Raw genomic sequence first — 25,883 nt, 5'->3', positions numbered from 1 at the left:
TGGCCGGATGATCGGGATGACCTTTGCCCAGTGGTGCGACGAGGTCGCCATCCAGGCCGAGCTGATGGCCGCGCATCTCGCCGGGGCCGATCTGCGCGCGTCGGTGCCGTCCTGCCCCGGCTGGACGGTCGGCCAGTTGGTGCGGCACGTCGGCGCCGGGCACCGCTGGGCCGAGGAAACGGTCCGCACCCGGGCGAGCGCCCCGCTGCCCGACACCGCGCTGCGCGATCTCAGTGGGCGGGAGGATGGGGATCCGGCGGTGCTCGGGCCGTGGCTCGCCGAGGGCGGCGTGCGGCTGGCCGACACGCTGCGTGCGGCCGGGCCGCAGGCCCAGGTCTGGACGCCGCTTCCGGGCCGGGCCGACGCGGCCTTCTACGCCCGCCGGTTCACCCACGAGACGCTGATGCACCGGGCCGACGCGGCCTTGGCGTTGGGGGTGCCGTTCACCGCCGGGGAGACGGTGGCGGTCGACGCGCTCGACGAGTGGATGGAGCTTGACAGCCTGCCCGTCATGCTCGATCTGAAGCCGGAGCGGCGGGCCCTGTTCGGGCCCGGGCGCACGGTGCACCTGCACGCCACCGACGTCGCGCCCGAGGTCGACGCCGAGTGGGTGGTCGACCTCACCGGCGAGGTCGGCACCTGGCGACGGGCGCACGCGAAGGCCGCGGTCGCCGTACGCGGCCCGCTCACCGAGCTGCTGCTCACCGTCTACGGCCGCCGCAGCCCGCACGACGGCACGGTGCAGGTGCTCGGCGACGGTGAGCTGCTCGACTTCTGGCTGGCGCGGGTCAGCTTCGGCTGACCCGCGCCGCACCGTCAACCGGCGGCCGGGCGCTGCCCGCAGCGCTGGTGCGAGCCCGGCCGGAAGGTCATCGGCGTCATCCGGCCAGGTGCAGGAACGACCACTGGTGGCCGTCGAGGTCGCGGAAGCCGCGCATGTAGAGCTGGCCGGTGTCCTGCCCCGGGCCGAGCGCTGTGCCGCCGGCCGCGGCGGCCCGGTCGACCAGCTCGTCGACCTGCTCCCGGCTCTCGGCGGCGAGGCCGACGATCACCTCGCGGCTCGTCGAGGTGTCGGTGACCGCGACCCCGGTGTAGCCGGCGAAGGACGAGGCGATGTGCAGCATCAGCTGGGTCGTCTCGTTCAGGTTCAGCAGCATGCTGCTGCCGTCCGGTGCCGGCTGCTCACCGGTGAATCCGATGGATCGGAAGAACTCGGCGGCCGTGCTCAGGTCGCGTACCGGCAGGTTGATGAAGGTCGTGGTGCTCATCGCGGGTCTCCGTCCGCCTCGAGAAGCTGCTTCAGCGTGGCGAGCCGGTCCCGCCAGTACGCCTTCAGCTGTGCCGCCTGCTCCGCTCCTGTCAGCTTCTCGTGCTGCACCGCCACCTTGCTCCTGGTTTCGCCTACGGCGGTGAAACCGACCACGATCCGGGTCGGCCCGCCGTCCCAGTCCGCCCGGAACGTCTTCGGTGCGGTCGCCGTCCGCACCCGTACCTCGACGTCGGGCAGCCAGCGGACGCGCAACGCGCCGTCGGCGAACGCCGCGAAGAGCCGGTGCACCGGTACCGCGACGGTGCGGCTGCCGCCGGCCGTGAACCCGCCACCGCGGCGCTGCCCGGGTGCCCGCAGCCCTCGGCTCTGCTCATAGCCGACCGTGACGGTCTGCGCCCACCAACCCGGCACCTCGTGCTCGGTGACCAGCCACCGGGCGATCTCGGTGTGCGTACGGTCGGTGCCGTGCCACGCGTCGAGCAGGCCGAACCACTCGTCCCAGCCACGGCCGGTGCGCTCGCGCAGCAGGGCGTCGGCGACCCGATCGGTCTGCACCGCTGCCGCCGCGGGCGGCGGGGACTGCACGGTCACGGGCGCCGACGCGGCGGCGGGCGCCCCGGCGGTGTCCTCGGGGGTGGTGGCCCGGGTGCGGGCGAGTAGTTGCCGACGGGCGGTGGTGTAGCTCTCGCCGGTCTTCGCCATCCGGGCGCGTACCCGGGTCTTGAGTGACTTCTGGCTGGTCATCACATGCTCCCTGTCAACGGCACGGTCGCAGGGACTCACGCTCCCGTCGACCCCGCCGGAGTGGGGCATGTGGCACCGCATCCCGAGGGCTCGAAGCCCCCTTTGCCTCCGCGAGGCCGGCGGCGTGAGCACCGGGAGGGAGGTGAGGCGCAGGACCACGCCGCCGTCAGCATAGCGTCCGGCCGGGCCGTGCGCAGGCCGGACGCGCGGTCAGCGCTGCTCCGCGTCCAGGTAGACCCAGCGGCCGTCGGCCCGGACGAACCGGCTCCGCTCGGTCTGGGTGCCGGGCCGCCCGCCCTCCCGGTAGTGGGCGCGAAACTCGACCGTGCCGGTGCCGTCGAAGAGGCCTCCGCGCGCGGTGTCGACGATCTCCAGACGGGTCCACCGCCGGGCGGGGTCGAGGTCGAGTCGCGCCGGGCGGGTGCTCTCGTGCCAGCTGCGGAGCAGATATCCGGCGTCGCCGACGGCGAAGGCGCTGAATCGGGAACGCATCAGCGCCTCGGCGGTCGGCGCGTCGGCCTCGCCCCGGTGCAGCGGGCCGCAGCACTCGCCGTACGGCCGGCCGGTACCGCACGGGCAGGCCCGCTCCGCTCCGCCGGCCGCGCCTCGGCGGCCTCCACGCTTCGCCACCCGTCCATCCTGCCGTACCGCCCGTCGGCCGCGACCCGGCACCGGTCCGCGCCGCCTCGACGCCCGCGTCGAGGTGTCTGTCGAACCGGACCAGAGCCGGTCGGACCCGGCGGACCCGGGCTGGTTCACGCGACCCGGCAGGGCGTCTCGGCGGCGGACCGGCCGCAGGTGGCCAGGCTGCACCAGCGGCGCATGCCGGTCTCGTCGAGGAAGAGCCAGCCGCACCTGGAGTCCGGGCAGGCCCGGATGGTGACGCGGCGCGGGTCGGCCAGCAGTTCGGCGGCGCTCCAGGCCGCGGCGTGCACCGGTAGCCGGAGCCCGGCTGCCAGGTCCGGCCACCACCGCCCGCGGCCGTCCGCGTCGCGGCGGAACACCAGCGTCTTCGCGGCGGCCTCCGCGTACCGGGCCACCGCGTCGAACGCTCGCCGGTCGTCCGGGCCGGTCAGGCAGGCGTAGAGCTGAGCGCGCAGGTCGCGGGCCGCGTCGAGCTGCGTGGCGGCCTCGTCGGGGTCGCGCCGGGCCAGTTCGATCAGGCGACTCACCGCGGCGTCGCCGACCAGCCCCACATGGCCACTCCACACCACCAGCGTGCGGTACGCGCGGAGCCACTCGGAGCCGGGCAGCGGCGGTTCGTGCCCCCAGCCGGCGAAGGTGTTGCAGAACTCCAGCGCCGGATGCCCGCCAACGGTCCACGGCAGGCTCTCGTCGTGGACCCGCACCTCGTACACCGGGAGGCCGGGCCGGTCGAGGCGGTGGTCGTCGCGGAGGATCCGGCGGTGCACCTCGCGCAGGCGCATCCCGGGTTCCACGCCGAGCCCCTCGACCAGCTCCTGCCGGGTCGTCCGATAGAGCGCCAGCGCGTCCGCCTGCCGCCCGCCCCGGTACAGCGCGGTCATCAGCGTGCCGACCAGCTGCTCGCGGGTGGGGTGTTCAGCAACCAGCGCGGTCAGCTCGTTGATCACCTGGCTGTGCCGGCCGAGCGCCAGCTGCGCCTCGGCCCGCAGTTCGAGGCTGGCCAGCCGCAGCTCCTCGATCGGGCCGTCGAGCCGTTCCCGTAGCTCCCCGTCGGCGGCGTCGGCCAGCAACGGACCCCGCCAGAGGGCCAGCGCCCGGTCGAGCAGGCGCACCCGCTCCGCCGGGTCGAGGGTGCCGCTCGCCTGGTTCGCGAGCCGGCTGAACTCGTCGACGTCGACGTGGTGCTCGCCCCGCTCCACCAGGTAGCCGTCGCCGCTGGTGCGGATCCGCGCCCCGTACGGCGCCAGCGAGGCGCGGAGCCGGCCGATGTAGGTGTGCACCGCGCCGCGCGCCGAGGCGGGCGGGTGGCCGTTCCAGAGCAGGTCGATGAGGCGATCGGTGGTGACCAGGTGACCCATGTCGAGCAGCAGGACGGCGAGGACGCTGCGCTCCTGCCGCCGGCTGCCCAACTGGACCCGGCGGCCGTCCTGGCACGCCTCGAACGGGCCGAGTAGTCGGAACTCCATGTCAGCTCTGACCGTCCGGCATCCGCCGAAGGTTGTCAAACCGTCCCGGATGGTCGGTGCGCGCGTCGGGCCCGGTCAGCCGGTGGTGAGACCGGCACCGTGGACGCCCCGGTGCAACCGGCGGCCGGGCGCTCGGACCGCCGTCGCGTGGTGAGGCCGTGGTGAGCGGGGGTGGTGATCCTGGTGCTTCCGATCATCGGAAACAGATGGAGAGACCATGCGTTGGAGAACGAGTGTCGGGACGCTCCTGGCGGCGGCGCTGCTCGCCGTGGCCGTGCCCACCGCCGCGTCCGCAACGACGGGCGGTCGGGGAGGCGGGCCCGGCGCCTGGGAGCCCGCCCCGCAGGAGCCCTTCGAGCAGCCCGCCGGGGCGCGGTGCGACTTCGCCGTCCGCGTCCAGCCGGTGGTGGACGAGGTGCGCAAGCTGGTGATCTCGGAGTACCCGGACGGCTCCCCGCGTCGGGAGCTCTACACGGGTGCGTTGATCAACGACGTGACCAACCTGGAGACCGGGGCGAGCACCAAGGTGGACGCCAGCGGCACCTCACTCGTCGAGTACGGCACGGACGGCTCGATGACCTGGTACGTCACCGGGCCGGTGCTGTTCGGCTTCCGGGAGAACGGCGGCACGCTGCCGCGCGGGATCTGGGTCATCGACGGGGTGTACGTGGTCGAGTTCTCCCCGACCCTGGAGAAGACGGTCACCATGGTGCACGGCACGACGCACGACGTCTGCACCGACCTGGACTGAGCCGGCCGGCCGTTGCCGGTCGGCCGGCTCAGTCCAGGTCGACCGGCAGCGGCACCGGGCGCTTCGCCACCCGGTCGTCGCCGGACGAGTGGCCGTTCAGGTGCCGGGCCAGCCAGGGGAGCAGGTGCCGGCGGGTCCACGCCAGCTCGGCGCGGATCGCCTCCGGTCGGCGGCGGCGCGGTGCGCTGGCCAGCGGGCGGGACCAGGAGTCGTCCGTGCCCGGCAGCCCGGCGGTGTACGCGAGCGCCGCGGCGATCCGCTCGTGCCCGGCGGTGTTGGCGTGCAGCCGGTCGTCGCTCCACAGCCGCGGGTCGGAGGCGACCGGGTGGGCGCCGAGGTCCAGCAGGGTGGCCCCGGTCCGGGCGGTGACCGCGCGCAGCGCGTCGTTCAGCGCGAGCATCCGGCCACGCAGCGGGCGGGCGATCGGCATCACCGGCACCGGGTCGGGCAGGGTGAAGGTGAGCACCGTCGCGCCCTGGTCGACCAGCGCCTGCTGCATCGCGCCGACGTCCGCGGCGATTCGCTCGACGTCGAACGACGGGCGGAGCACGTCGTTCATCCCGGCCACCACGGTCGCCAGGTCCGGGGCGAGGTCGAGCGCGGCCGGCAACTGCTCGGCCCGGATCCGGGCCGTGGTCCGTCCCCGGATCGCCAGGTTGGCGTACTCCAGCCCGCCCTGCGCCCGCGCCACGGCGAGGGCGAACCGGTCGGCCCAGCCCCGGTAGCCGCCGGCACCGTCCGGGTCGTCCAGCCCTTCGGTGGTGCTGTCGCCGATCGCCACGTACCGCTCCCACATCACGACGGCGAGGGTAGCGGCGGGCGGCCCGGCGGCTCGCACGGCCCAGCCTCGAAGCGATCGTTGACGATGACTCCTAGGCTCGGGGTCATGTCGCGATCACCCGCCGTCGCGCTCGCCCCGGGCGTCTGGCGCATCCCCACCGCCGGCCGCGCGCTGGTCAACTCGTACGCCCTGGTCGACGACGACGGCAGCGTCACGCTGGTCGACTGCGGTCTGAAGCGCGCCCCGGCCCGGATCGTGCGCGGGCTCGCCGCGATCGGCAAGACCCCGGCCGACGTCATCCGGATCGTGCTCACCCACGCCCACCCGGACCACGCCGGTGGCGCGGCCGAGCTGGCCCGCCGCACCGGCGCACCGGTCTCCGCGCACTCCGCCGACGCCGAGTACGCGCGGGCGGGTCAGGCGCCGCCGCGGGATCCCACGGTCAGCGGGGCGCGGCTCTTCGCCCGGCTCGACGGCGGCCGGTTCCCGGCCGTCGACGTGGCCCAACCCCTCTCCGACGGGGACGTGCTGCCGGTCGCCGGCGGCCTGCGGGTGGTGCACACCCCCGGGCACTCCCCGGGCCACGTCTCGCTGCTGCACGAGCCGACCCGGCTGCTGATCACCGGGGACGCGCTGTTCAACGTGGCCGGGATCCGCTGGTCGGTGAAGCTGCTCTGCACCGACTTCCGGATGACCCAGCGGACCGCGCACGTCCTCGGCGAGCTGGATTACGACATCGCCGCCTTCACCCACGGCCCCGAGCTCACCGAGAACGCCCGCGAGCAGGTGCGCGGCTTCCTGCGGCGGCAGCTGTGACCCGCACCGGGCCGGTCAGAGCCAGCCGGAGCGGCGGAAGAGCCGGTGCAGGGTGAACGCGACGAGGGCCATCAGGCCGAGCGCGAGCCAGTAGCCGTAGCGCCAGCCCAGCCCGGGCAGGTTCGGGAAGTTCATGCCGTAGATGCCGGCGATGACGGTCTGGGTGGCCGCGATGGCCGCCCACGCGGCGATCTTGCGCAGGTCGTTGTTCTGCTCCACGGCCAGCTGGGCCAGCCGGGACTGCACGATCGAGGTGAGCAGGTCGTCGTACGCGCCGACCCGGTCCACCGCTCGGGCCAGCCGCGCGTCCACGTCGACGAACCAGCGGTGCAGGCCGCGGGGCGGGTTGGCCGGGTGCTGCTCCAGCAGCGTGCGCAGCGGCGCCTGCAGCGGCAGCACCGCCCGCTTGAACTCCACCACCTCCCGCTTGAGCTGGTAGAGGTGCTGGATGTCCGCGGCGCGCTCCCGCGCGAAGACGCTCTCCTCGACCCGCTCCAGGTCGCGCTCGACGTGCCCGGCGACCTCCAGGTACAGGTCCACCATCCGTTCGCAGACCGCGTACCCCACCGCCCACGGGCCCTCGGCCAGCAGCCTGGGCCGGCGCTCGATCTCGGCGCGTACCGTGCTCAGCGCCCCGGCCGCCCCGTGCCGGACGGTGAGAACGAACCGGTCGCCGAGGAACACCATCACGTCGCCGGTGTCGATCACCTCGGAGCTGTCGGTGAGTTCGACGTGCTCGACGTAGCCGGCGGTGCGCAGCACCAGCAGGGTCACCTCGCCGTGCCGCTGCACGGTCGGCCGGTGCCCGTCGGCGAGCGCCTGCTCGACGACGAGTTCGTCGAGCCCGAAGACCCGACCGACCGCGGCCATCACCGCCGGGCCCGGCTCGTGCAGACCGAGCCAGACGAAGGAGTTGCGGCCGCGCCGGCTGCGGGCGTACGCGTCGGCGTAGTGCGGGCGACCGGGCTCGCGACGGCCGTTGACGTAGAGCGCGCAGTCGACCACGGCGTCCGGATTGGACCGTTGCCGGTCGGTGGTGGATTCGGCGCCCCGCCGGCCGAGCAGCCGGGTGACGAGGTCGGGCAGCCGCAGGGCCGAACCTGACCGCACCAGTCGCTGATCCACCGCTCACCTCCGCGTCGCCGGGACTGCCGGCATACCGTACGCGGAGTCGGCGGGCGGACGTGATCGCGGCGTCGGTCGGGTCGCGGTCAGCCGGTCCGGGTGGCGAAGACGACGACGTTGTCGACGTAGTTGCCGGTGCGTTCGTCGAATCGGCCGCCGCAGGTGATCAGGCGCAGCGCTGATCCGGTCGCCGGGCCGTAGACCAGGTCGGTGGGGAAGTGGTCCTTCGGGTACGAGCCGACACCGTCCACCGTGAACGTCGCCACGCTCGCGTCGAGGCGGGTGACCCGGACGATGTGACCGGGGCGCAGCCGGCCGAGGTCGAAGAAGACGGCGGGACCGGCCGGTGAGTCGACGTGCCCGACCAGGACGGCGTTGCCGCTCTCGCCCGGGGTGACCCCGTGGCGGTACCAGCCGGCGAGGCCGGGTCGGTCCAGGGACGGCACCTCCAGCACCCCCGCGGCGTCCGCGCCGACCGGCACGACCTCCGCCCGGACGTCGATGGCGGGGATCTGCACCAGCGTGGGTACGGCGTGGGGGAGGGGCGGCAGGTCCGGTGCGGGACGGCTGGCGGGGGGCGCGGCCGTGCTGGGCTGCGGAGGGCGGGGCGGGTCGGCGGTCAGCCCGACGGTGACCAGCCCGAGGCCGGTGACCCCGAGCAGCGCGACGGCCGCGACGCCGGGCGCCGCCCGGCGTCCGTTCCCGCGACGCCACCACATCTGCCCACCTCCGTACGCCGATCGTGGGGGTGCCCGCCCCGGTGTGTCGCCGGTGCGGGCACCCTTCCCAGGGATGGTGCGAGCCGCTGGTCAGGCGACGGTGGACGCGGGGCGCCGGCGGCGCAGCAGCAGGACCGTGCCGGCCGCGGCCGCGCCGAGCAGGGTGCCGCCTGCAGCGAGCGCTCCGGTGCCGTCGGCGTGGCTGCCGGCGCCGGCCGGGGCGCCGCCGATCGGGGTGACGGTGAACGTCGCGCTGCCGGCGGCGCTGCCGTCGCCACAGGTCGCGGTGACCGTATAGGTGCCCAGGGTGAACCCGGCGGTGAAGAGCTCGGCGCTCAACCCGCCGCCGGCCGCGGCGGTGGTCGAGCGGACGTTCTGGTCCCGGTTCGGACCGGTGACGCGGAAGATCGCGTCACCCGACTTCGGGTTGCAGGTCGTGGCGGTGAGCACGACCGTGCCGCCGACCGGCGTGCTGGCCGGCGACACGATGGTCTCGGCCAGTGCGGCGCCCGGCAGCAGGAGCGTGCCGAGGCCCACGCCGACCGCCGCCGACACGAGCATTGTCTTCGCCTTCATACGCGTCTTCCCTCACTTTTCGTCCGCTGACAACGTGGGACGTCGTTCGGGTGGCCAACTCCGCGACTAGCACCGGTGTGCCCAACACTAGGGCGGTTGGGACCTCGATCCGGTGAAAATGAGAAATCCTCGTTGCCGTCACGTGTCACCCCGACAGGCGAAGGGAGCTGCGAATATGCCCGGCGGGCCCGGCCGGCACCGGTGCTCCGGTCGATGTCGGGTGCGGCCGGGGAGTCGCGCCTGGGTCGATGGCGAGGTATCGCCGGCACCGGCGGGTATGCCGGGGGTGGTGCGCTCAGCCCGCCTGGCCGGCGGGGGTCGGCTCGGGAAGCGGCTCGCCGGTCTCGAGCAGCGTCTTCAGGCTGGCCAGCAGCTCGGGCCAGCCGCCGCTGCCGTCGAGTTGACCGCTGATCGCCCGGTACATCTCGCTGCCGGGGGAGAAGTCGGCGTGGATCACGGTCAACCGGACGGCGTCGCCGTACGGGGCGATCTCGAAGGTCACCGTGGACCGGTGTTCGCCGAGTCGAGCGGCCAGCTCGTCGTCGGACCAGCCGAAGTGCGCGGCGTGCTCCGGCTGGAAGCCGTGCCAGCTGTAACTGAGCCGCCGGTACGGCTCGGCGACGAGCACCCGCTGGCCGAGGTCGCGAAACTCCGCGCCCGGCGCGTCCTGCCAGAGCACCGGTGAGCGGACCTGCCAGTCGGACTTCAGGGCGACGCCGCCCCAGTAGCGGCGGGTGAAGGCGGGCTCGGTCAGCGCCGCCCAGAGCCGCTGCGGGCTGGTGTTGATGTAGGTGGTGTAGACGAAAGTCGGACTGTCCACGGGCTCGCCCTCCAGTGCTGCGCGCAGGTCGGCGAGCGCCTCGGCCCGCTGACGGTCGTATCGGCTGATCCACCGGTCGGCGATGGCGGTGATCGGCGCGGCGTTGAGGAAGTGCAGCTTCTCCCGGCCGCGCCGCACGGTGGTGACCAGGTCGGCCGCCTCGAGCGCCGCCAGGTGCTTGCTGACCGACTGCCGGGTCATGTCGAGCCCCGCGCAGAGGTCGCGCAGGCTCTGCCCGTTGCGGGCGTTGAGGCTGTCGAGCAACCGGCGTCGGCTGGCGTCGGCCAGCGCCCGGAAGACCTCGTCCACCCGCACCCCCTCATGCAGCCGATCGGCTGCATGTGACCATAGGCAACCGTTTGGCTGCGTGTCAACCGGCCGGCCGGCGGGCCCGGAAACCGGACCACGACCGCCCTGCCCCCGGGGCGGGGTGGGCAGGCCGGTCGGTGTCCCGCTGGTCGAGCCCGGGTGGCGGCCGGCCCAGGCTCGGCGGCCACGGTGGTGAGCCGCCGATCGCCTCCAGGACCGCGGAGACCGTGGCGGCTAGTGCTGCGGCCACTAACGTTCGCCGGGTTGCCGGCGGTCGGGAAACTGTCGTACGGGGGGTGTTGGGTGTGGTTCGTGCCTCGCCGTCGGGATCCTGCCGCGCCGCGGGTCGTGCATCGCACGGCTCGGATCGGGTTGCGGGTGACGCCAGGGCAGCGACGGCGGTGTTTCGGCCTGCTGCGTTCGGCTGGTGATGTGTGGGCGTGTGTGTTGGAGATCAACGCGTGGCGGCGCCGCCGCCGCGACGCACCGCTGGCCGGCTACCAGGAGTTGTGCCGGGAGCTGGCCGCGTCGGGGCCGGGCACGTTCGGCGAGTTGGACAGCACAGGCGCCCGGTCGGTGTTGCGCCGGTTCTCCGACGCGTGGTTCGCGGCGGCGAAACGCCGTAAGGCCGGCGACGAGTCGGCCCGGTTTCCGCGTCGCCGCCGGGGGTTGGTGCCGGTGCGCTGGTATCACGGCACCTTCACCCTCGACGGGCGGCGGGTACGCATCGCGGCCGCGCGAGGCACTGCCCCGTTGTGGGTTCGCCTGGCCCGTGATGTGCCGTATCCGGTGGAGCAGGTCCGGTCGATCACTTTGCTGTGTGAGGGCGGGCGGCTGTTCCTCGATGTGAGCGCCGAAGTGCCGGTAACCGTCTACCCGCCCGGCGAGGAGCCGGACCCCGGACAGGTGGCCGGGGTGGACCTGGGCATCATCCACCCCTACGCGGTGGCCGGGCCGGACGGCGCCGGACTGTTGGTGTCCGGGCGGGCGGTCCGCGCCGAGCACCGCATGCACCTCGCCGACAGCAAAGCCCGCCGCCGCGCGGTGACCCGCCGGGCACCGAAACCGGGCCAGCGGGGGTCACGGCGGTGGCGCCAATACCGCCGCAGGGAACGCGCGGTCGAAGGACGGCACCGGCGGCGCATCCGCCAGGCCCAGCATGAGGCGGCTCGCACGGTCGTGTCCTGGGCCCAGCAGCAGCGGGTGGGGGTGCTGCACGTCGGCGACCCCCGTGGTGTGCTCGACCTGCTGGCGGGGCGGCGGCACAACCTGCGGCTGCGGCAGTGGCAGATCGGCCGGCTGATTCAGGTCCTCACCGACAAGGCCACCCTCGCCGGCATCACCGTCCACCTGGTGGACGAACGCGGCACCTCGTCCACCTGCCCCGCCTGCCAGCGGCGGGTACCGAAACCGCGTGGGCGCGCCTTGTCCTGCCCACACTGCACCTTCTCCGGCCACCGTGATCTTGTCGCGGCCGCCATGATCGCCACCCGCACCCCGGGCGGCGGACCCACCACCCCCACGACAGCCGTTCCTGTGCTGCCCGGGGTGGTTACGCACCGTCGAGCCGGCCGGCACCTCCCCGGCGCCGGCCGGTCCCGGCGTGACCCCCGCCGCCCAGCTAGGGCGGCGAGAGGATCAGTTGGCCCGCGGAGGCCCGCCCCACCACCTGGTGGGGAGTCGCTCGCCCGCAACGGCGAGGATCCACAACACCACACCGGAACACCCGGTGAACGTTGGTGGACACCACACTAGCCAGGCTCCACGGGTAGGCGAGAGGTTCAAGTGGTGCCGTCCCTTGTCTCGTCTGCTCGCCAGCCGCGGCGACGGGTGCCGGCAGCGTCCTCGGACGCCGGCCCGGAAGGTGGGACCGTGGATCAACGCGTGTCTGTCGGAGGACCAGACGAGACGCTACGCCTGGAAGATCATTCCGAATAGGAAAACCTCGCTGGAGGTCATCGAGGCGTCGGGGGTCGACTGGGGCTACGGCCCGCCCGGCTACCTGACTCCGGAGCAGGTGGCCGAGGCCGCCGCGGCGCTCGCCGACCTCACCGAGGAGGACCTGATCGGCGGGGTCGACCAGGCGGAGCTGCAGCGGGCTGAGGTCTATCCGGCGGTGTGGGACCGGCCCGGGGATCTGGCCTGGGTGGCGCACTTCCTGCCAGGCGTGCGCGACTACTTCACCGCCGCGGCCAAGAACGGCGACGCGGTCATCTGCTGGATCTCCTGACCGCGTCCGGCGGCGAGGTGGCCGGCGCGGCGGCGGCCGGCCGGGTGTGACAGCGTGGACGGATGTCCAGCTCCGTACCGGTCGACGTGGACCTCGCCCTGGTCGGTGGCGGTGGCGCGGCCTCCCTCGTGCTGGCTGCGCTCGACCGGCACGGCGTGCGTGGTCTGCGGGTCGCCGTCGTCGACCCGGTCCACCGGCGCGGTCAGGACCGCACCTGGGCGTTCTGGGGCCACCCCGGCAGCGACCTCGACCCGCTGCTCAGCGCGAGCTGGCGGCAGGTCGAGGTGGTCACTCCCGCCGCGCGCCGGGTGCTCGAGCTCGCCCCGCTGCGCTACGCGATGCTCCGCTCCGGACCGGTCTACGACCAGGCGGCCGAGGCCGAGAAGCGTCTCGACGTGGCCCGGGTTCTCGCCGCCGTGGACGCCGTGCACGACGACGGCGACCGGGTGCTGATCCGCACCGCCGGCGGCCCGGGCGTGCGGGCCGGCTGGGTGCTCGACTCCCGGCCGCGCCCGCCGGCGCGCCCCGGCCGCACCAACTGGCTGCAACACTTCCGTGGCTGGTGGCTCGCGGCGGACACCGCCGTCTTCGATCCCGACCGGGCGGTGCTGATGGACTTCCGCACCCCGCAGCCGGCCCGAGGCGTCTCCTTCGGCTACCTGCTGCCGGTCAGCGACCGGTACGCCCTGGTCGAGTACACCGAGTTCTCACCCGCCCTGCTCACCGGCGCCGGCTACGACGCCGCGCTGGCCGGCTACCGGGACCGGCTCGGGCTCGACCCGGCCCGGCTGGCGGTGCGGGAGGTGGAGAACGGGGTGATCCCGATGACCGACGGCCCGTTCGTCGCCCGCCCGTCGCCGCGGGTGGTGCGTCTGGGCACCGCCGGCGGCGCGACCCGGCCCTCCACCGGGTTCACCTTCTCCGCCATGTACCGCCAGGCCGACCAGGTGGCCCGCGCCCTGGCCGCCGGCCGCCCGCCGGTGCCCGCCCCCGCGTACCCCAGCCGGCACCGCTGGATGGACGCGGTCGCCCTGCGCGCGCTGGACCGCGGCTCGGTCGGCGGGCCGGAGTTCTTCGACCGGCTCTTCGACCGCAATCCGCCCGAGCGGGTGCTGCGATTCCTCGACGGCACCACCACGCCGGCCGAGGAGTTCGCGGTGATGAGTTCCACCCGGCTGCTGCCGATGGTGGCGGCCACCGCCGGGGATGCGGCGCACCGCCTCCGCGACCGGCTCCGTCCGCGCCGCCCGGTGCCCCCGGTGCCGGCCGCGGTGCGCGACGGCCTGCCCCCGGCCGCGCAGGACGTCGAGCCCTGAACGTGCCGGCCGGGTCAGCACCGGCCGGCGGCGCCGCGCTCCTCGTCGATCACCCGGTCGTCCGGTCCGCCGCGACCGCGTCGCGGATCAGCACGCGCAGCTCCTCCATCGGGTCGCCATCACCGGCCGAGAGCAGCGTCTTCGTCGCGGCCACGGTCAGCCCGAGATCCGGATAGGCGTACGCGACGCTGCCGCCACTGCCCGCCGCCCCGAACGCGCCGTCGGGCTCGACCGCGTACCCCAGCCCCCAGATCACCTCCTGGCCGAAGACCCACTCCGGGCCGCTCGTCGCCGGCCTGACCACCTCTTGCAGCCGCCGAGGTGAGATCAGCCGTACGCCGTCCACCTCGCCGATCAGCGCCGCGAACATCCGGGCGACGGCGCGGGCCGTCATCGTGCCGGTGGCCGGCACGTCGGCGGCGAGGAAGTCGCGGCGGCGGCCGATCTCGGTGCCGGGCCGCACAGCCGGCGGCGCCACCCGGTCGAAGTTCGGCAGGTTGGCGCTGGCGACGTCGAACAGGGCGGAGAGGTTGCGGTCCGCCACCGGCGCGATCCGGTCCAACTCGTCGGCCGGCACGCCGAACAGCAGCTCACCGGGGACGCCGAGCGGTTCGGCCACCTCCTCGGCCAGCACCTGCGAGATGCGTCGGCCGGTGACCCGGCGGACCACCTCCCCGACGAGCCAGCCGAACGTCCAGGCGTGGTACGCCGTCAACTCGCCCGGCGCGGCGATCGGCTCGGCGTCCGCGACGATCGCGCACATCCGGTCCCAGTCGGTGAAGTCCTCGGGCGTGATGTCCGCCGGCAGCGTCGGTACGCCGGCGGTGTGGGTGAGCACGTGCCGCAGGGTGATCCGGTCCTTGCCGCGCCGGGCGAACTCCGGCCACACCTCGGCCAGCCGCAGGTCGTAGTCGAGCCGGCCCTGTTCGGCCAGCACGTGCACCACGGTCGAGGTCAGGCCCTTGCCGGTGGAGACGCTCCAGATGGGCACCTCCGCGGTGAGCGGCCGGCCGGTGGCCGGGTCGGCGACTCCCGCCTGGACGTCGAGGATCGCGCGTCCGTCGAGGTACGCGGCGACCTGCACGCCGGACTCCCGCCCGGAGGCGACCAACTCGTCGATCGTCTTCTGCACCTCGGCCCGCAGGCCGTCCCCGTCAGCGCCCATGGCGACCGACTCTGCCAGAGCCGTCACGACCTCGGCACGGCAATTTCCGTCCGCCGGCTACCGGGTCAGCAGCCGGTCGCGCAGCCGCCCGACGAGGTCGTCGTCCACTCCGAGCCGGTCGACCGCGTAGCCGCGAACGGAGCCGTGCGCGGCGACCAGGTCGGCCAGGAAGAGCCGGATGATCTCCTCCGGCGCCCGGCCGTAGCCGGGCCAGGTCAACGTCCGGTCCGGGTGCAGGGCGTGCCAGTGCGCGATCAGCTGTTCGGTGGCCAGTTCGGTCAGCGCGAAGTCGGCAGCGATCTGGTCGTCGTCGACGCCGAGCAGGGCGAGCAGCAGCGCGGCCAGCAGGCCGGTGCGGTCCTTGCCCGACGCGCAGTGGAACACCAGCGGGCCGTCCGCCGCCGCGATCACCTCCAACGCCCGGAGCAGCTCCGGCGCGCCGTCCGCGGCCACCTCGGCGTAGCGGTCGGCGAGGTAGCGCCACGGGTCGACCCGGGGGTCGATGGTGGCCTGGTCGTAGGGGCGGTGCTCGACGCTCAGGTTGTGCCAGGCCAACCCGTCCAGCTCCGGCGCCCGGCCGCGGGCCGCGATCTCCCACGGGTAGCGCAGGTCGATCACCGTACGCACGCCCAGCGCGCGGAAGCGTGCCAGGTCCGCGCCGGCGAGCTTGCCCAGCGAGTCCGACCGGTAGATCAGTCCCCAGTGGACTTCGCGACCGTCTCCGGTGCGGTAGCCGCCCAGGTCCCGGAAGTTGTACAGGTGTTCGAAGGCGATGTGCCGCTCCACCGGCCGACCCTAACCGACCCGCTTTCGCGGGTATCCTCGGCCGGGTGGACCTTGATGATCTCCCGTTGGCCGAGTTCGGGTTTCCCGGGCCGCTGCGCGACCGGCTGGTCACCGCGATCCTCGCCGGGACGAAGACCTCGACCAGCGCGTTGCTGATCGGCTACGAGGTCCTGGGCGAGCCGCGGCCGCACGTGGGCAGACGGTCGGTGGTGGTGGATTCGGCGGGCCGGCCGGTCGCGGTGATCGAGTCGACCGAGGTGCGGGTGCTCCGGCTCGTCGAGGTCGACCTGCGGCACGTCCTCGACGAGGGCGAGGGCGACGAGTCGGTGGCCCAGTGGCGGGCCGGGCACGAGGAGTTCTGGCACAGTCCGGAGGTCCGCGACGAGCTCGGCGACCCCGACTTCACCGTGGACGACGACACCCTGGTGCTGACCCACCGCTTCCGGCTGGTGGAGGTGGTCGCACCGGCGCGCCGGGCGGCCGGGTAGGTTGCCGGCATGGTGGACGCCGGCAGGGTGGTGCGGATCTGGACCGACGGCGCGTGCAGCGGCAACCCGGGCCCGGGTGGCTGGGGCGCGCTGCTGCGCTATGGCGATCACGAGCGAGAGCTCTGCGGCGGTGAGGCGACCCCGACCACCAACAACCGGATGGAGCTGATGGCCGCCATCCAGGCCTTGGAGAGCCTCACCCGGCCGGTCGGGGTCGAGCTGACCACCGACAGCACCTACGTGCGCAACGGCATCACGAGTTGGTTGGCGTCGTGGAAGCGCAACGGCTGGCGGACGGCGGCGAAGCAGCCGGTGAAGAACGCGGACCTGTGGCAGCGGCTGGAGGCCGCGTGCGCCCGGCACGAGGTCACCTGGCTCTGGGTCAAGGGGCACAACGGGCATCCGGAGAACGAGCGCGCCGACGCGCTGGCCAACCGCGGCATGACCGAGGCCCGCACCGCGGCTGTCGCCGCCCGGTGACCGGCCGGTAACCGTACTCAGCGGGTCGCGTCGGGGTGTCCCGGCATGCTGGAGCCGCCGCCGCTGCTGCCGGACGAACCGCCCGCGACCCCCGAGCCGTTGTCCTCGGTGACCAGATCCGGCCGGACGTCGGTGTCGTCCGGGGCGGGGACCTCGGTGTCCGCCTCGACCTGGACCAGCCTGGCCTGGCCGGCTTCGTCCTCGGCATGCTCCGGGTCGACCGGCTGCTTACCTTGCCGCGCTCTGTACCCCACGGTCGTCTCCCGTCCGTGCCGTGTCCCGGTCGGCGCTGGCTACCCGGCGGGCAAACCGGCGAAACGTCAGCCCACCGGTCCACTCCGGGCAACCGGACCCGGCGTACGGCTGGGGGCGGGTGTCGGGTCCGCCGGGCGGGGTGCCGCAGCGCTCACCCGCAGGGTGCGGCGTCGGAGGAGCGCCGTGGCCAGGGCGAGTACCAGCGCCGCGCCTACCACCAGGAACGCGGCGGCGTTACCGAGCCGTTCGTTGACCGCGCCGCTGGTCGCCGCGCCGAGGGCGATGCCGAGCTGCCCGGCGGTCAGCAGCCAGCCGTACGCCTCGGCCAGGCGCGGCGCGGGGATGGCCCGGGCCAGGATCTCGTCGGTGACCGCCAGCCAGGGCGCGAGCCCGAGCCCGAAGACAGCCAGGGCGACGGCCATCTGCGGCACCGTGCGCGGCAGTGGCAGCGCGAGCGACGTGACGGTCAGTGTGCCGAGAAAGGCCAGATAGGCCCCGCCGGGGCTGCCCGGCCGACCCCGGCGGGCGAGGAGCAGACCTCCGACCAGGCTGCCGGCGGACCAGACGGCGACCAGCAGCCCGGCCTGGTCGGGCTGCCCGACGGCGGTGGCGAAAGCCGGCACGAGCACCCACATCGCGCCGATGCAGGCGGTGTAGCCGAGGTGGGTGCCGAGCAGCGTCGCGACGGTGGCGCGACCCGACCGGAACGCCGGCTCCGCTGCGGGGCGGCCGTCCGGGACCGGACGGGGCATCACCAGCGCGGTGCCGACCAGCGCGGCGGTGCCGAGCGCGGCGAAGGCCAGCAGCGCCCCGCTGGGGCCGGTCAGCATCAGGCTCAGGGTCACCGTCAGCGGACCGCCCACGTAGATCAGCTCCTGCCCGACCGCGTTGACCGCGTAGGCGCGGGCCAGGGCGGGTGCGGGGACGAGCATGGCGAGCCGGGCCCGTCCGCTGCCCAACACGGGCGGGGTGCTGAGCCCGGCCGCGGCGGCCAAGGCCACGAAGGCGGCCGGCTCGGTCACGACCGCGAGGCCGAGCAGGCAGAGCAGGTGACCGAGGCCGGTGACGAGCAGAACCGGCCGGTCGCCGAGCCGGGACAGCAGGCGACCGGTGAGCGGCGCGGTGCTGGCGAGGCCGATCCCGCAGGCCGCGCTGGCCACCCCGGCGGTGGCGAAGCTTCCGGTGTTGTGGTGGCCGAGCAGCACGATGAGCAGTTGCCGCATCGCGATCGGCAGGTAGGCGAGGTTCATCAGGGTGATGAGGCCGACCGCCCGGCCAGGTACATTCATGGCTTATGTATCTACCCGAAGGTGGCGCCACGAACCTGGTCGGCGCGCTGGCCCTGCTGGTCGGGTCCCGGATGCGGGCGGCGGTCACCGAGCCGGCCGGGGCCGGTGGAGTCCTCGCCGAGTCGCTCGTCGTGCTGAAGGACCAGCCCGGGGTGACCGCCGAGTGGCTTCGCCAGGTCCTCGGTCTGACCCAGCCGGGGGCCGCCCACCTGGTCCGCCGTCTGCGCGATCAGGGCTGGGTGGAGCGCCGCCCGGGCGCGGACGCGCGCAGTCGGGCGCTGCACCTGACCCCCCAGGGCGCCGACGTGGCCGCGCGCGTCCTGCAAGCCCGCGAGGAGGCGCTGACCGCGCTGCTGGCACCACTCACCGCCGAGCAGCGCGGTCAACTGGCCGAGATCGCCCGGACCCTGCTTCGCGACGAGGTGTCCGACGACCGCACCCTGGCGTACCTGTGCCGGCTCTGCGACCGCGCGCGCTGCCCGGCCTGCCCGGTGTACGCCGGACTGCAGGAGACCGGCGGCTGACCGGTGTCGTACCGCCCTCACCGGCGGCGGCCGCGCCTCGCCACCGGGGCCGGCCCGGACGGTCGGCGCACCGGGGTCAGCGGAAGCGACGACCAGTGCGTCGGCCGGTGGAGCCGGGCCGGCAGACCGGTGCGAGCGTCACCACGGGCGGCGTCGAGCTGGGACTGGTGCAGGAAAAGGCTGCCGGTGAGATCCGCCCCGCGCAGGTCGGCGCCGCGCAGGTCGGCCCCGGTGAGGTCGGCCAGGTGCAGGTCGACTCCGCGCAGGTCGGCCCCGATCAGCAGCGCCCCGCGCAGATTGGCCCGGCGCAGGTCGGCGCCGCGGAGGTCCGCGCCGAAGAGCTGGGCGCCGCGGCGGTCGGCGCCACCTTGCCCCCGGGCCGCCGCGCCGGCGCGGGAGAGCAGCACGTTGACGCGCTCCCGGTGGGCGGGCACGTCGACGGCCCGCAACTCCTCGGCGCTGCCCGCGGCCAACCGCGCGGTCTCGTCGCGGGCCCGGTCGAGCTCGCCGCGGAGCGCGGCCGGTGGGTGCAGCGCCAGCGCCTCGGTCAGATACCAGAGCAGCTCGTGCAGCGGACGCATCACCGTGAACGCGTCGAACATGTCGGCTGCGGTCTCCGGCGCCGTCCGCCAGTCCCGCCCGCCGAAGGTCACCTGCGCGACCTGCTGCCCGGCGCCGAAGCAGTCGAAGACCGTGCAGCCGGGAAAGCCCCGGTCGCGCAGCTCGGTGTGGATCCCGCAGCGGTGGTCCGGACGCAGGTTGGGGCAGGGCTGCCGGGCGGGTTTGTCGATGGCGAAGTCGGCGGAGGCGGCGAAGGCCGGTGCCACGCAGCAGAGCGCGAAGCAGCGGGCGCAGTCGGCGCGCAGGTCGTCGCGGCGCGGTGACGTCGGCGTCGCCGATCGTGGGCTGTGCGACACGCCTACCGTTCTCCCGCCGATTCCGAGGTGTGCCCGGGCCGGGCCCCCACCATTGTCCGCCGGTCGGCGCCCGACGGCCCGGCGGGGTCACCGTCCGTGCGGGTCGGCGCCGGTGTGGGAGCGTGGGTTCGGCGTACGGCCGTCGACGGAGTCCTGCGGCACCAGTCGCACGATGGTCCGCTGGCCGCCGCCCGGTCCGTACTTCTGGTCGAACAGCCGGGCCACCGACGTCGCCGCGGTGCGGTCGCCGTCGGCCGGTTCGGCCAGCGCGAACACCCCCGCCGGGGACCCGGTGGTACGCGGCGGCAGCTGGGCCCGGACGGTCAGCAGCGGGTTCAACCGGAACTGCCGGCAGTCGATGTAGTGCTGCCCGTCCACCGAGACGTAGGGCACCTGCACCTCGACCGCGTCGAAGCCGTCGTGGCTCAGTGTCACGGCGGCCGACCAGTACCGCTCCAGCGAGAGGGTGGCCTGCTCGTGCTCCCACAGCTCCTCGAAGCGGGCGTGCACGAAGCCACCCCACGGGCTGTCCATGTCCACCTCGAGCTGGGGGACGTTGAACGAGAGCTTGCCGATCGGGAAGAACGAGATGAGCGCCTGCCCGTCCCACTGGTACAGCTGGATCGAGGGCGAGGCGTCGTAGATGCGGACCTGCAACCGGGGCCGCAGCCCCTTGTCCTCCCGGTCCAGCTTCTCCTGCAGGGCGGCGAGGTGCCGCAGATTGGCCCGGATCTGCTTGGGCACGTTCACCCGCTGCCGCTCCAGCTCCTCGGAGCGCTGCTGGGCGGCGGTGCAGTCCGGGTCGAGCAGGAGCAGCTGCACCTGCGCGCCGCTGCGCAGCGCCGCCTCCACCGCCGCCAGGGTCGCCGCCCGGTGCTGCTGCTCCAGCAGGATCGTCCAGGTGTCGAGGATGCGCACCCGCCGGCCGCTGCGGTGCAGCCGGGCCACGAACGCCTGCTGGTCGAAGCTCAGGTGCTCCTGCACCCGGGCCTTGCGGGCCTCTTCGAAGAGCGGGTCGAAGATGACGTACGAGATCGCCGCGAGCACCACGCTGGCGCCCAGGTTGAGCAGCAGGTCGCTGAGGAACCCGGAGCTGCGCCAGGCGGCCAGCAGCATGGCGCTGGCCACGCCGAGCAGCGCCCCGCCGACCGCGAACGCCCGGCGCTGCCGAGCCGTACGACCCCGTCGCCAGCTGCCCGACCGCCGCATCCCGGTCCCCTCCCGGCCTCGACCGGCCCGCCCGGTGGCCAATGATCATCCCGGCAGACGAGGATACGTGCCCGCTTTGCCGTCCGCTGTCCCGATCGCGACCCCCGCGTTCACCGATCCGCGCACCCCCGCCCCTCGTATGGTGACGGTGACCGTGCCGGTCGACCACGGAGGGTGAGGTGCATGGACGACGGCGAACGCGAGCAGGCGCTGCTCACCGCGCTGACCACCGAGCACTTCGTGCTGCAGACCTCGCGCAGCGCGACGGTCGCCGAGTCGGTGGGTCGGGCGACCGTCTTCCTGTCCCTGCTGTCCGCCGGTCTGATCGGCCTCGGTTTCGTGTCCAGCACCGCCGCCCTGGTCAAGCCGTATCTCGCCGCGGTGCTGCCGACGCTGGTGATCACTGGAACGCTCACCTTCCTGCGACTGGTGCAGAACATGGTGGAGAACGAGCTGGATCTCGAGCGGATCCAGCGGATCCGGGCGTACTACCACCGTCGGCTGGCCGCAGAGCACGATTTCTTCGCCGACGCGGTGCTGGGCGAGGGCACCAAGCGGTCGACCTGGTCGGCCGTCGGTAACACCCCCGGCCGGGTGCAGCTGCTGCTCACCGCGGCCGCGTTGGTGGGCGCGGTGAACGCGCTGCTGGTGGGGCTCGGGGTGACGCTGCTGATCGGGCTCGCCGGGCTGTCGCCCGGGCTCGCGATCGGCCTCGGCGCCGTGGTGGCGTTGCTCGCCTTCGCCGTCGAGGTCGTCTACATCAACCGCCAGTCGATCGCCGACCCCGGGCAGTAGCCGGTCGTCAGGCCGTGAGCCCGGCACCCGGGCACGGCGCCCGCGGCTGCGCGGGCGCCGTGCGGGCGGGGTCAGAAGGCGAACAGGTCGCCGGTCTCGCGCAGCAGCGCGCAGCGGTTGTCGAACGTCCTGGTGTGCGTCACCGGGCGGTCGCCCCAGAAGCCGAAGGCGCGGACGGTGACCGGCGCGTACTCCAGGGTGCAGAGGGTGTCGGGGTCGATTGTGAGCGTGGCGAGGTCACCGTCGACGCCGGCGACGGTGCGGCAGGCGGTCGCCGCCGCCGGGTGGTCGCCGCCGCTCGGGCCGCAGAGCAGCACCCGGGACCGCGGCGTGGCGCTGTGCGGCTGCACGATCAGCAGCAGCACCGAGGCCGGCTGGTCGAGGTCGGCGGCGTGCGCGGCGCGGGGGTGCGCCGCCGCTTCGGCGGTCAGCCCGCCGGCGGCGAGGAGGGTGGCCGCGACGAGCGCGACGATCCGCTGGGCGAAGGGCATGGTGTGTCCTTCCGTCGGGGCCCCGGGTGTGGGGCCGGTCGGCGGCCCGGCCGTCGTGCGGCCGGGCCATCGACCACCCTAAGTAGACACTGTGAACGCGCAGCGTCACCGACTGTTACGTCGGGTCGACCCGTCGCCAGTCGTTCGAGGTCAGCGCCACCGCCTGCGGGCCCATCATCAGCATGCCGCCGTCGACCGGCCAGGAGGCCCCGGTGACGTAGCTGGCGGCGGGGGAGGCGAGCAGCGCGACCACCGCCGCCACCTCCCGCGCGTCGCCCGGCCGCCCCACCGGTATGCCCGGCCGCTCCTGGTCGAACGGGTCGACGTCCTCCTGCCCGGTCATCGGGGTGGAGATCTCGCCGGGGGCGACCGCGTTGACGGTGATCCCGTCCGGCGCCAACTCCTGCGCCATCACCTTGGTCAGCAGCCCGAGCCCGCCCTTCGCCGCGCAGTACGCGGCCGACCCCACCCGCGGGGCGTGCTCGTGCACGCTGGTGATGTTGATGATCCGCCCGCCGGCCCCGGCGGCCCGCATCCGTCGGGCGGCGCGCTGCCCGCAGAGGAACGGCCCGTCCAGGTCGACCGCGAGCACCTCCCGCCACTGCCCCCAGTCGGTGTCGACGAAGGGCACCGCCGCCCCGATCCCGGCGTTGTTGACCAGGACCCCGAGACCACCCAGCCGGTCCGCCAGCTCGTCGATCACGTCGGCGGCCGCCGGCAGCCCGGTCAGGTCCATCTCGGCCAGCTCGCAGCGCCGCCCGGCGGCGCGCACCTCGCCCGCGGTACGTTGCGCGCCCGGGGCGTCGCCGTACCAGGTGATGCCGATGTCGAAGCCGGCCTGGGCGAGCGCCACCGCGCAGGCCTTGCCGATACCGGAGTCCGCGCCGGTGACGATCGCGATCCGCGGATAGTGCTCAAAGCGTTCGGGCATGCGGGCGCGATACCCGTTCCATGCGAATGCAACCATACGTTGACATCCGTCCATGCGGGGGATTGTCGGCACCGGTTCGCTCTGCGATGGTCCTGCTGGACGCTGCCAGCGACGGTCGCCAATCCGTGGGTGCCGCGCTGCGGCGACGCCTTCATTCCGGGAGGGACCCTCGTGAAGCGCAGACGTCGCCATCTCCTCGTAGGACTAGCGGTCGGCGCCCTGGTGGCGACGACGGGTGCCGCAGGCATCCATCTCACCGGCGCCGAGGTGCCGGCCACAGCAGCGGTGGGCGACGGCGAGATGCCGGGCGCCACCGGCGCGCACCTCGAACGGCTCTGGCAGACGGTGCCGGGCAGCGACGGCATGTCGCCCGAGGGCCCGGGCGGCGCGGCCCAGCAGGAGTTCCTGGAACGGGCCTACCCGGCCAACGCCATCACGATCGCGCAGACCGACCGGTCCAAGGCCGCCTACGCCGCCGCGGACAAGCGCTTCCGGGGCAGCCAGCGGTGGACCAACGTCGGACCGAGCGAGGCGCTCTACCCGTTCACCCAGTTCCGCGACGCCTACAACTACGTGCCCAACGAGTACGTGGCCGGCGGCCGGGTCACCTCGATCGACATCAGCCCGGACTGCAACCCGCTGCTCTGCCGGGCGTACGCCACCCCGGCCGGCGGCGGCGTCTGGGGCACCCTCAACGCGCTCGCGGCCCAGCCGAAGTGGTTCTACCTGGGCGGCCCACTCGGTATCAACGCCGCCGGCTCGGTGCGCATCGACCGCAACGACCGGACCGGCCTGACCATCTACGTCGGCACCGGCGAGGCGAACACCTGCGCCTCCGGCTGCGTGGCCGGCGTCGGCCTCTACAAGTCCACCAACGGTGGCCTGACCTGGCAGGGCCCGCTCGGCAAGGACGTGCTCGCCGGCAAGGGGATCGGCGAGATCACCGTCAAACCCGGCGACCCGAAGACGCTCTACGTCGCCACCACCACTGCGCTGCGCGGCATGTCCAGCTCGTGCTGCACCGGCGTCACCCGCCCGGTGCCGGACGCCGCGAAGTGGGGCCTCTACAAGTCCACCGACGCCGGTAGGAGCTGGAAGTTCATCCACAACGGCTCGGCCGACGCCACCGAGTGCACCGGCAGCGCCGCCGAGTACAACAACACCGCGGCCTGCTCGCCGCGCGGCGTCCGCTACGTCAAGATCGATCCGAGGAACACGAGCGTCCTCTACGCCTCCTCGTACGCCCGGGGGGTGTGGCGCTCCGCCGACGCGGGCGCGACCTGGACGCAGATCAAGGCGTCGCTGAACGCGACGATGCCGCAGACCCGCGCGGCGATCGACGTCACCGCCCTGCCGGGCGGCAAGACCCGGATGTACGTCTACGAGGGCAACACCGGCACCCCCTACTCACGGCTGTTCCGCAGCGACGACGTGGCCGCCGGCGCTCCCACCTTCGCCGACCTGACCAGCGCGAACCCGGCCGACCCGGGCTTCGCCACCTACAACCAGTGCACCGGCCAGTGCTGGTACGACGTGTTCGTGTACACGCCCGCCGGGCACCCGGACATCGTCTACACCGGCGGCTCCTACGTCTACGGCGAGACGATCGCGCACAAGCGCGCGGTGGTCCTCTCCACCGACGCGGGGGTCAGCGGCACCGACATGACCTACGACGGCACCGACGAGCTGCACCCCAACGGCCTGCACCCCGACCAGCATGCGCTGGTCACCAACCCGCGCAACCCGTTCCAGTTCTTCGAGGCCAGCGACGGCGGCCTGATGCGCTCCAGCGGCCAGTTCGTGGACCGATCCGCCTGGTGCGACAACCCGGACCGCAACCTGACCACCGCCGCTCAGAGGGAGCGTTGCAGGCAGATGCTGTCGAAGATCCCGTCCAAGTTGGAGGGGATCAACAAGGGCATGAACACCCTGCAGTTCATCAGCCTGTCGGTGAGCCCGCACGACCACAACCTGCTCCAGGGCGGCACCCAGGACAACGGCACCTGGGAGAACAAGGGCCAGCGCTCGCGCTGGGTCAACACGATGATCGGTGACGGCGGCGCCTCCGGCTTCGACGTCGGCAAGCCGGAGTTCCGATTCCACACCTTCTACGACGTGACCCCGGAGGTGAACTTCTCGGGCGGCGACATCGGCAGCTGGATCTCCGTCTACGACGGGGTGTTCGGCCAGGCCGGCAACCTCTTCTACGCCCCGGTGATCACCGATCCCAAGGTCAGCGGCACGATGTTCGCCGGCACCGGCCGATCCGTCTACCGCACCAAGACCTTCGGCCTGGGTGATCGGACGCTGGCCGAGGCCAACCGGATCTGCAACAGCTGGACCGGCACCTTCGAGGCCCAGTGCGGCGACTGGGCGCAGCTCGGTGCGGTCCCGCTGACCGACGCCGCCTGGGGTGACCGGGCCGGCGGCGCCGTTTCGGTGGTCCAGCGGGTAGGCAGCGACTCGTCCACCGCCTGGGCGGCGACCAGCACCGGCCGGGTCTTCGTCACCCGCAACGTCGACGCCGAGCCGGCCGCCGCGGTGACCTGGACCCGGATCGACAACGCCAGCACCCCGAACCGCTTCGTCACCAGCATCCACGTCGACCCGGCCGACCCGGCCCGGGCGTGGGTCTCCTACAGCGGGTTCAACTCGAACACCCCGACCACGTTGGGGCACGCGTTCGAGGTGCGGCTGGCCGGCGCCGGCGCGACCTGGGCCGGCCGGTCGTACGACTTCGGCGACCAACCGATCACCGACCTGGTCCGCGACGACGTCACCGGTGACCTCTACGCGGCCACCGATTTCGGCGTCCTGCGGCTGGCCAAGGGCACCACGAGCTGGGTCAAGGCGGGTGGCGGGATGCCGAACGTGGAGGTCGCCGGGCTCACCATCGTCCCGGGCAAGCGGATCCTCTACGCCGCCTCGCACGGCCTCAGCGCCTGGCAGCTCACCCTGAAATAGGTAGGCGAGCATCGACACCAC

28 protein-coding genes are annotated in these 25,883 nt (G+C 73.7%); 11 read left to right on the top strand and 17 right to left on the bottom strand.

Features of this window, described 5'->3' with window-relative positions; genetic code table 11:
- Positions 1–7: 7 nt before the first annotated feature.
- Entirely contained in the window at positions 8–802 is a 795-nt protein-coding gene (locus tag AB0C04_RS15470; RefSeq protein ID WP_357054042.1) for a maleylpyruvate isomerase family mycothiol-dependent enzyme, read from the top strand.
- 76 nt (positions 803–878) lie between these two features.
- Here the strand turns inward: AB0C04_RS15470 and AB0C04_RS15465 are convergent, their stop codons facing one another.
- The 4 genes from AB0C04_RS15465 to AB0C04_RS15450 form a co-directional block, all read right to left on the bottom strand.
- A complete protein-coding gene (locus AB0C04_RS15465; protein WP_357054039.1) occupies positions 879–1,268 on the bottom strand; it encodes a VOC family protein in 390 nt (129 codons plus the stop codon).
- Positions 1,265–2,014: a hypothetical protein gene (locus tag AB0C04_RS15460; protein ID WP_357054036.1), complete on the bottom strand. Its 750-nt coding sequence runs from the start codon at positions 2,012–2,014 to the stop codon at positions 1,265–1,267. The genes AB0C04_RS15465 and AB0C04_RS15460 overlap by 4 nt, the downstream gene beginning before the upstream one ends.
- Positions 2,015–2,224: 210 nt before the next feature.
- Positions 2,225–2,644: a YchJ family protein gene (locus tag AB0C04_RS15455; protein WP_357054033.1), complete on the bottom strand. Its 420-nt coding sequence runs from the start codon at positions 2,642–2,644 to the stop codon at positions 2,225–2,227.
- Positions 2,645–2,769: 125 nt separating this feature from the next.
- Complete coding sequence (locus tag AB0C04_RS15450; protein WP_357054030.1) at positions 2,770–4,125, bottom strand: BTAD domain-containing putative transcriptional regulator; 1,356 nt, start codon at positions 4,123–4,125, stop codon at positions 2,770–2,772.
- A gap of 217 nt (positions 4,126–4,342) precedes the next feature.
- Here AB0C04_RS15450 and AB0C04_RS15445 point away from each other — a divergent pair, with 217 nt between their 5' ends.
- Positions 4,343–4,876 carry a hypothetical protein gene (locus AB0C04_RS15445; protein WP_357054027.1) on the top strand — a complete coding sequence of 178 codons (534 nt, stop codon included), beginning with the start codon at positions 4,343–4,345 and terminating at the stop codon, positions 4,874–4,876.
- 28 nt (positions 4,877–4,904) lie between these two features.
- On the opposite strand, the gene AB0C04_RS15440 is transcribed toward AB0C04_RS15445, so the two are convergent.
- On the bottom strand, positions 4,905–5,672 hold the full coding sequence (locus AB0C04_RS15440; RefSeq protein WP_357055247.1) for an SGNH/GDSL hydrolase family protein: 768 nt from the start codon (positions 5,670–5,672) through the stop codon (positions 4,905–4,907).
- Between the two features lie 90 nt (positions 5,673–5,762).
- On the opposite strand from AB0C04_RS15440, the gene AB0C04_RS15435 reads away from it, so the two are divergent.
- A complete protein-coding gene (locus AB0C04_RS15435) occupies positions 5,763–6,473 on the top strand; it encodes an MBL fold metallo-hydrolase (RefSeq protein ID WP_357054024.1) in 711 nt (236 codons plus the stop codon).
- Positions 6,474–6,488: 15 nt separating this feature from the next.
- On the opposite strand, the gene AB0C04_RS15430 is transcribed toward AB0C04_RS15435, so the two are convergent.
- The 4 genes from AB0C04_RS15430 to AB0C04_RS15415 all read right to left on the bottom strand — a co-directional run bounded on the left by AB0C04_RS15430 (position 6,489) and on the right by AB0C04_RS15415 (position 10,022).
- Complete coding sequence (locus AB0C04_RS15430) at positions 6,489–7,598, bottom strand: magnesium and cobalt transport protein CorA (RefSeq protein ID WP_357054021.1); 1,110 nt, start codon at positions 7,596–7,598, stop codon at positions 6,489–6,491.
- A gap of 86 nt (positions 7,599–7,684) precedes the next feature.
- Positions 7,685–8,317, bottom strand: a complete 633-nt coding sequence (locus tag AB0C04_RS15425) for a class F sortase (RefSeq protein ID WP_357054018.1) — start codon at positions 8,315–8,317, stop codon at positions 7,685–7,687.
- Positions 8,318–8,407: 90 nt separating this feature from the next.
- The gene (locus AB0C04_RS15420; RefSeq protein WP_350874871.1) at positions 8,408–8,893 is read right to left on the bottom strand and encodes a hypothetical protein; all 486 of its coding nucleotides are present in this window, start codon (positions 8,891–8,893) and stop codon (positions 8,408–8,410) included.
- Positions 8,894–9,188: 295 nt separating this feature from the next.
- Positions 9,189–10,022: a metalloregulator ArsR/SmtB family transcription factor gene (locus AB0C04_RS15415; RefSeq protein ID WP_357054015.1), complete on the bottom strand. Its 834-nt coding sequence runs from the start codon at positions 10,020–10,022 to the stop codon at positions 9,189–9,191.
- A gap of 159 nt (positions 10,023–10,181) precedes the next feature.
- Between AB0C04_RS15415 and AB0C04_RS15410 the strand changes: the two genes are divergently transcribed.
- From AB0C04_RS15410 to AB0C04_RS15400, 3 genes are all read left to right on the top strand, one after another.
- Positions 10,182–11,777 carry a transposase gene (locus AB0C04_RS15410; RefSeq protein WP_357054013.1) on the top strand — a complete coding sequence of 532 codons (1,596 nt, stop codon included), beginning with the start codon at positions 10,182–10,184 and terminating at the stop codon, positions 11,775–11,777.
- Between the two features lie 43 nt (positions 11,778–11,820).
- Positions 11,821–12,252: a DUF1877 family protein gene (locus tag AB0C04_RS15405; protein ID WP_357054010.1), complete on the top strand. Its 432-nt coding sequence runs from the start codon at positions 11,821–11,823 to the stop codon at positions 12,250–12,252.
- A 62-nt stretch (positions 12,253–12,314) separates the two neighbouring features.
- Positions 12,315–13,568, top strand: a complete 1,254-nt coding sequence (locus tag AB0C04_RS15400; RefSeq protein WP_357054007.1) for a lycopene cyclase family protein — start codon at positions 12,315–12,317, stop codon at positions 13,566–13,568.
- 49 nt (positions 13,569–13,617) lie between these two features.
- On the opposite strand, the gene AB0C04_RS15395 is transcribed toward AB0C04_RS15400, so the two are convergent.
- Positions 13,618–14,733 carry a serine hydrolase domain-containing protein gene (locus AB0C04_RS15395; protein ID WP_357054005.1) on the bottom strand — a complete coding sequence of 372 codons (1,116 nt, stop codon included), beginning with the start codon at positions 14,731–14,733 and terminating at the stop codon, positions 13,618–13,620.
- A gap of 57 nt (positions 14,734–14,790) precedes the next feature.
- Positions 14,791–15,519: a tyrosine-protein phosphatase gene (locus tag AB0C04_RS15390; protein ID WP_357054002.1), complete on the bottom strand. Its 729-nt coding sequence runs from the start codon at positions 15,517–15,519 to the stop codon at positions 14,791–14,793.
- Positions 15,520–15,563: 44 nt separating this feature from the next.
- Here AB0C04_RS15390 and AB0C04_RS15385 point away from each other — a divergent pair, with 44 nt between their 5' ends.
- Together AB0C04_RS15385 and rnhA are read left to right on the top strand one after the other, a co-directional pair.
- A complete protein-coding gene (locus AB0C04_RS15385) occupies positions 15,564–16,007 on the top strand; it encodes an ASCH domain-containing protein (protein ID WP_357053999.1) in 444 nt (147 codons plus the stop codon).
- A 9-nt stretch (positions 16,008–16,016) separates the two neighbouring features.
- On the top strand, positions 16,017–16,487 hold the full coding sequence (gene rnhA, locus AB0C04_RS15380) for a ribonuclease HI (protein ID WP_357053996.1): 471 nt from the start codon (positions 16,017–16,019) through the stop codon (positions 16,485–16,487).
- 17 nt (positions 16,488–16,504) lie between these two features.
- On the opposite strand, the gene AB0C04_RS15375 is transcribed toward rnhA, so the two are convergent.
- Positions 16,505–16,741 (bottom strand): preprotein translocase YidC, encoded by a 237-nt coding sequence (locus AB0C04_RS15375; protein ID WP_357053993.1) that lies wholly within the window; start codon positions 16,739–16,741, stop codon positions 16,505–16,507.
- A 66-nt stretch (positions 16,742–16,807) separates the two neighbouring features.
- Positions 16,808–18,031 (bottom strand): MFS transporter, encoded by a 1,224-nt coding sequence (locus tag AB0C04_RS15370; RefSeq protein WP_357053990.1) that lies wholly within the window; start codon positions 18,029–18,031, stop codon positions 16,808–16,810.
- A gap of 5 nt (positions 18,032–18,036) precedes the next feature.
- On the opposite strand from AB0C04_RS15370, the gene AB0C04_RS15365 reads away from it, so the two are divergent.
- Positions 18,037–18,555: a MarR family transcriptional regulator gene (locus AB0C04_RS15365; protein WP_357053987.1), complete on the top strand. Its 519-nt coding sequence runs from the start codon at positions 18,037–18,039 to the stop codon at positions 18,553–18,555.
- A gap of 17 nt (positions 18,556–18,572) precedes the next feature.
- On the opposite strand, the gene AB0C04_RS15360 is transcribed toward AB0C04_RS15365, so the two are convergent.
- Both AB0C04_RS15360 and AB0C04_RS15355 read right to left on the bottom strand, forming a co-directional pair.
- A complete protein-coding gene (locus tag AB0C04_RS15360; protein WP_357053984.1) occupies positions 18,573–19,472 on the bottom strand; it encodes a pentapeptide repeat-containing protein in 900 nt (299 codons plus the stop codon).
- An 87-nt stretch (positions 19,473–19,559) separates the two neighbouring features.
- Entirely contained in the window at positions 19,560–20,681 is a 1,122-nt protein-coding gene (locus tag AB0C04_RS15355) for a DUF5919 domain-containing protein (protein ID WP_357053981.1), read from the bottom strand.
- Between the two features lie 183 nt (positions 20,682–20,864).
- Between AB0C04_RS15355 and AB0C04_RS15350 the strand changes: the two genes are divergently transcribed.
- Positions 20,865–21,476 (top strand): hypothetical protein, encoded by a 612-nt coding sequence (locus AB0C04_RS15350; protein ID WP_357053978.1) that lies wholly within the window; start codon positions 20,865–20,867, stop codon positions 21,474–21,476.
- Positions 21,477–21,547: 71 nt separating this feature from the next.
- Here the strand turns inward: AB0C04_RS15350 and AB0C04_RS15345 are convergent, their stop codons facing one another.
- Together AB0C04_RS15345 and AB0C04_RS15340 are read right to left on the bottom strand one after the other, a co-directional pair.
- Positions 21,548–21,967 (bottom strand): SSI family serine proteinase inhibitor, encoded by a 420-nt coding sequence (locus tag AB0C04_RS15345; RefSeq protein WP_357053975.1) that lies wholly within the window; start codon positions 21,965–21,967, stop codon positions 21,548–21,550.
- Positions 21,968–22,082: 115 nt separating this feature from the next.
- The gene (locus tag AB0C04_RS15340; protein WP_357053972.1) at positions 22,083–22,898 is read right to left on the bottom strand and encodes an SDR family oxidoreductase; all 816 of its coding nucleotides are present in this window, start codon (positions 22,896–22,898) and stop codon (positions 22,083–22,085) included.
- A 171-nt stretch (positions 22,899–23,069) separates the two neighbouring features.
- Here AB0C04_RS15340 and AB0C04_RS15335 point away from each other — a divergent pair, with 171 nt between their 5' ends.
- Positions 23,070–25,862 carry a sialidase family protein gene (locus tag AB0C04_RS15335; RefSeq protein ID WP_357053969.1) on the top strand — a complete coding sequence of 931 codons (2,793 nt, stop codon included), beginning with the start codon at positions 23,070–23,072 and terminating at the stop codon, positions 25,860–25,862.
- The last annotated feature ends 21 nt before the right edge of the window (positions 25,863–25,883 follow it).

The sequence above is a fragment of the Micromonospora sp. NPDC048909 genome (genome assembly GCF_040649635.1).
GTDB lineage: Bacteria > Actinomycetota > Actinomycetes > Mycobacteriales > Micromonosporaceae > Micromonospora.
This window is presented reverse-complemented; position numbering and strand designations above follow the sequence as displayed.

Bases quoted from the DNA above. Each gene is read 5' to 3' on its own strand.
- AB0C04_RS15435 (WP_357054024.1), top strand. From the start codon at position 5,763: ATGTCGCGATCACCCGCCGTCGCGCTCGCCCCGGGCGTCTGGCGCATC.
- AB0C04_RS15470 (WP_357054042.1), top strand. From the start codon at position 8: ATGATCGGGATGACCTTTGCCCAGTGGTGCGACGAGGTCGCCATCCAG.
- AB0C04_RS15445 (WP_357054027.1), top strand. From the start codon at position 4,343: ATGCGTTGGAGAACGAGTGTCGGGACGCTCCTGGCGGCGGCGCTGCTC.
- AB0C04_RS15400 (WP_357054007.1), top strand. From the start codon at position 12,315: ATGTCCAGCTCCGTACCGGTCGACGTGGACCTCGCCCTGGTCGGTGGC.
- AB0C04_RS15450 (WP_357054030.1), bottom strand. From the start codon at position 4,125: ATGGAGTTCCGACTACTCGGCCCGTTCGAGGCGTGCCAGGACGGCCGC.
- AB0C04_RS15440 (WP_357055247.1), bottom strand. From the start codon at position 5,672: ATGTGGGAGCGGTACGTGGCGATCGGCGACAGCACCACCGAAGGGCTG.
- AB0C04_RS15420 (WP_350874871.1), bottom strand. From the start codon at position 8,893: ATGAAGGCGAAGACAATGCTCGTGTCGGCGGCGGTCGGCGTGGGCCTC.
- AB0C04_RS15465 (WP_357054039.1), bottom strand. From the start codon at position 1,268: ATGAGCACCACGACCTTCATCAACCTGCCGGTACGCGACCTGAGCACG.
- AB0C04_RS15395 (WP_357054005.1), bottom strand. From the start codon at position 14,733: ATGGGCGCTGACGGGGACGGCCTGCGGGCCGAGGTGCAGAAGACGATC.
- AB0C04_RS15340 (WP_357053972.1), bottom strand. From the start codon at position 22,898: ATGCCCGAACGCTTTGAGCACTATCCGCGGATCGCGATCGTCACCGGC.
- rnhA (WP_357053996.1), top strand. From the start codon at position 16,017: ATGGTGGACGCCGGCAGGGTGGTGCGGATCTGGACCGACGGCGCGTGC.
- AB0C04_RS15370 (WP_357053990.1), bottom strand. From the start codon at position 18,031: ATGAATGTACCTGGCCGGGCGGTCGGCCTCATCACCCTGATGAACCTC.
- AB0C04_RS15460 (WP_357054036.1), bottom strand. From the start codon at position 2,014: ATGACCAGCCAGAAGTCACTCAAGACCCGGGTACGCGCCCGGATGGCG.
- AB0C04_RS15345 (WP_357053975.1), bottom strand. From the start codon at position 21,967: ATGCCCTTCGCCCAGCGGATCGTCGCGCTCGTCGCGGCCACCCTCCTC.
- AB0C04_RS15350 (WP_357053978.1), top strand. From the start codon at position 20,865: ATGGACGACGGCGAACGCGAGCAGGCGCTGCTCACCGCGCTGACCACC.
- AB0C04_RS15355 (WP_357053981.1), bottom strand. From the start codon at position 20,681: ATGCGGCGGTCGGGCAGCTGGCGACGGGGTCGTACGGCTCGGCAGCGC.
- AB0C04_RS15365 (WP_357053987.1), top strand. From the start codon at position 18,037: ATGTATCTACCCGAAGGTGGCGCCACGAACCTGGTCGGCGCGCTGGCC.
- AB0C04_RS15425 (WP_357054018.1), bottom strand. From the start codon at position 8,317: ATGTGGTGGCGTCGCGGGAACGGACGCCGGGCGGCGCCCGGCGTCGCG.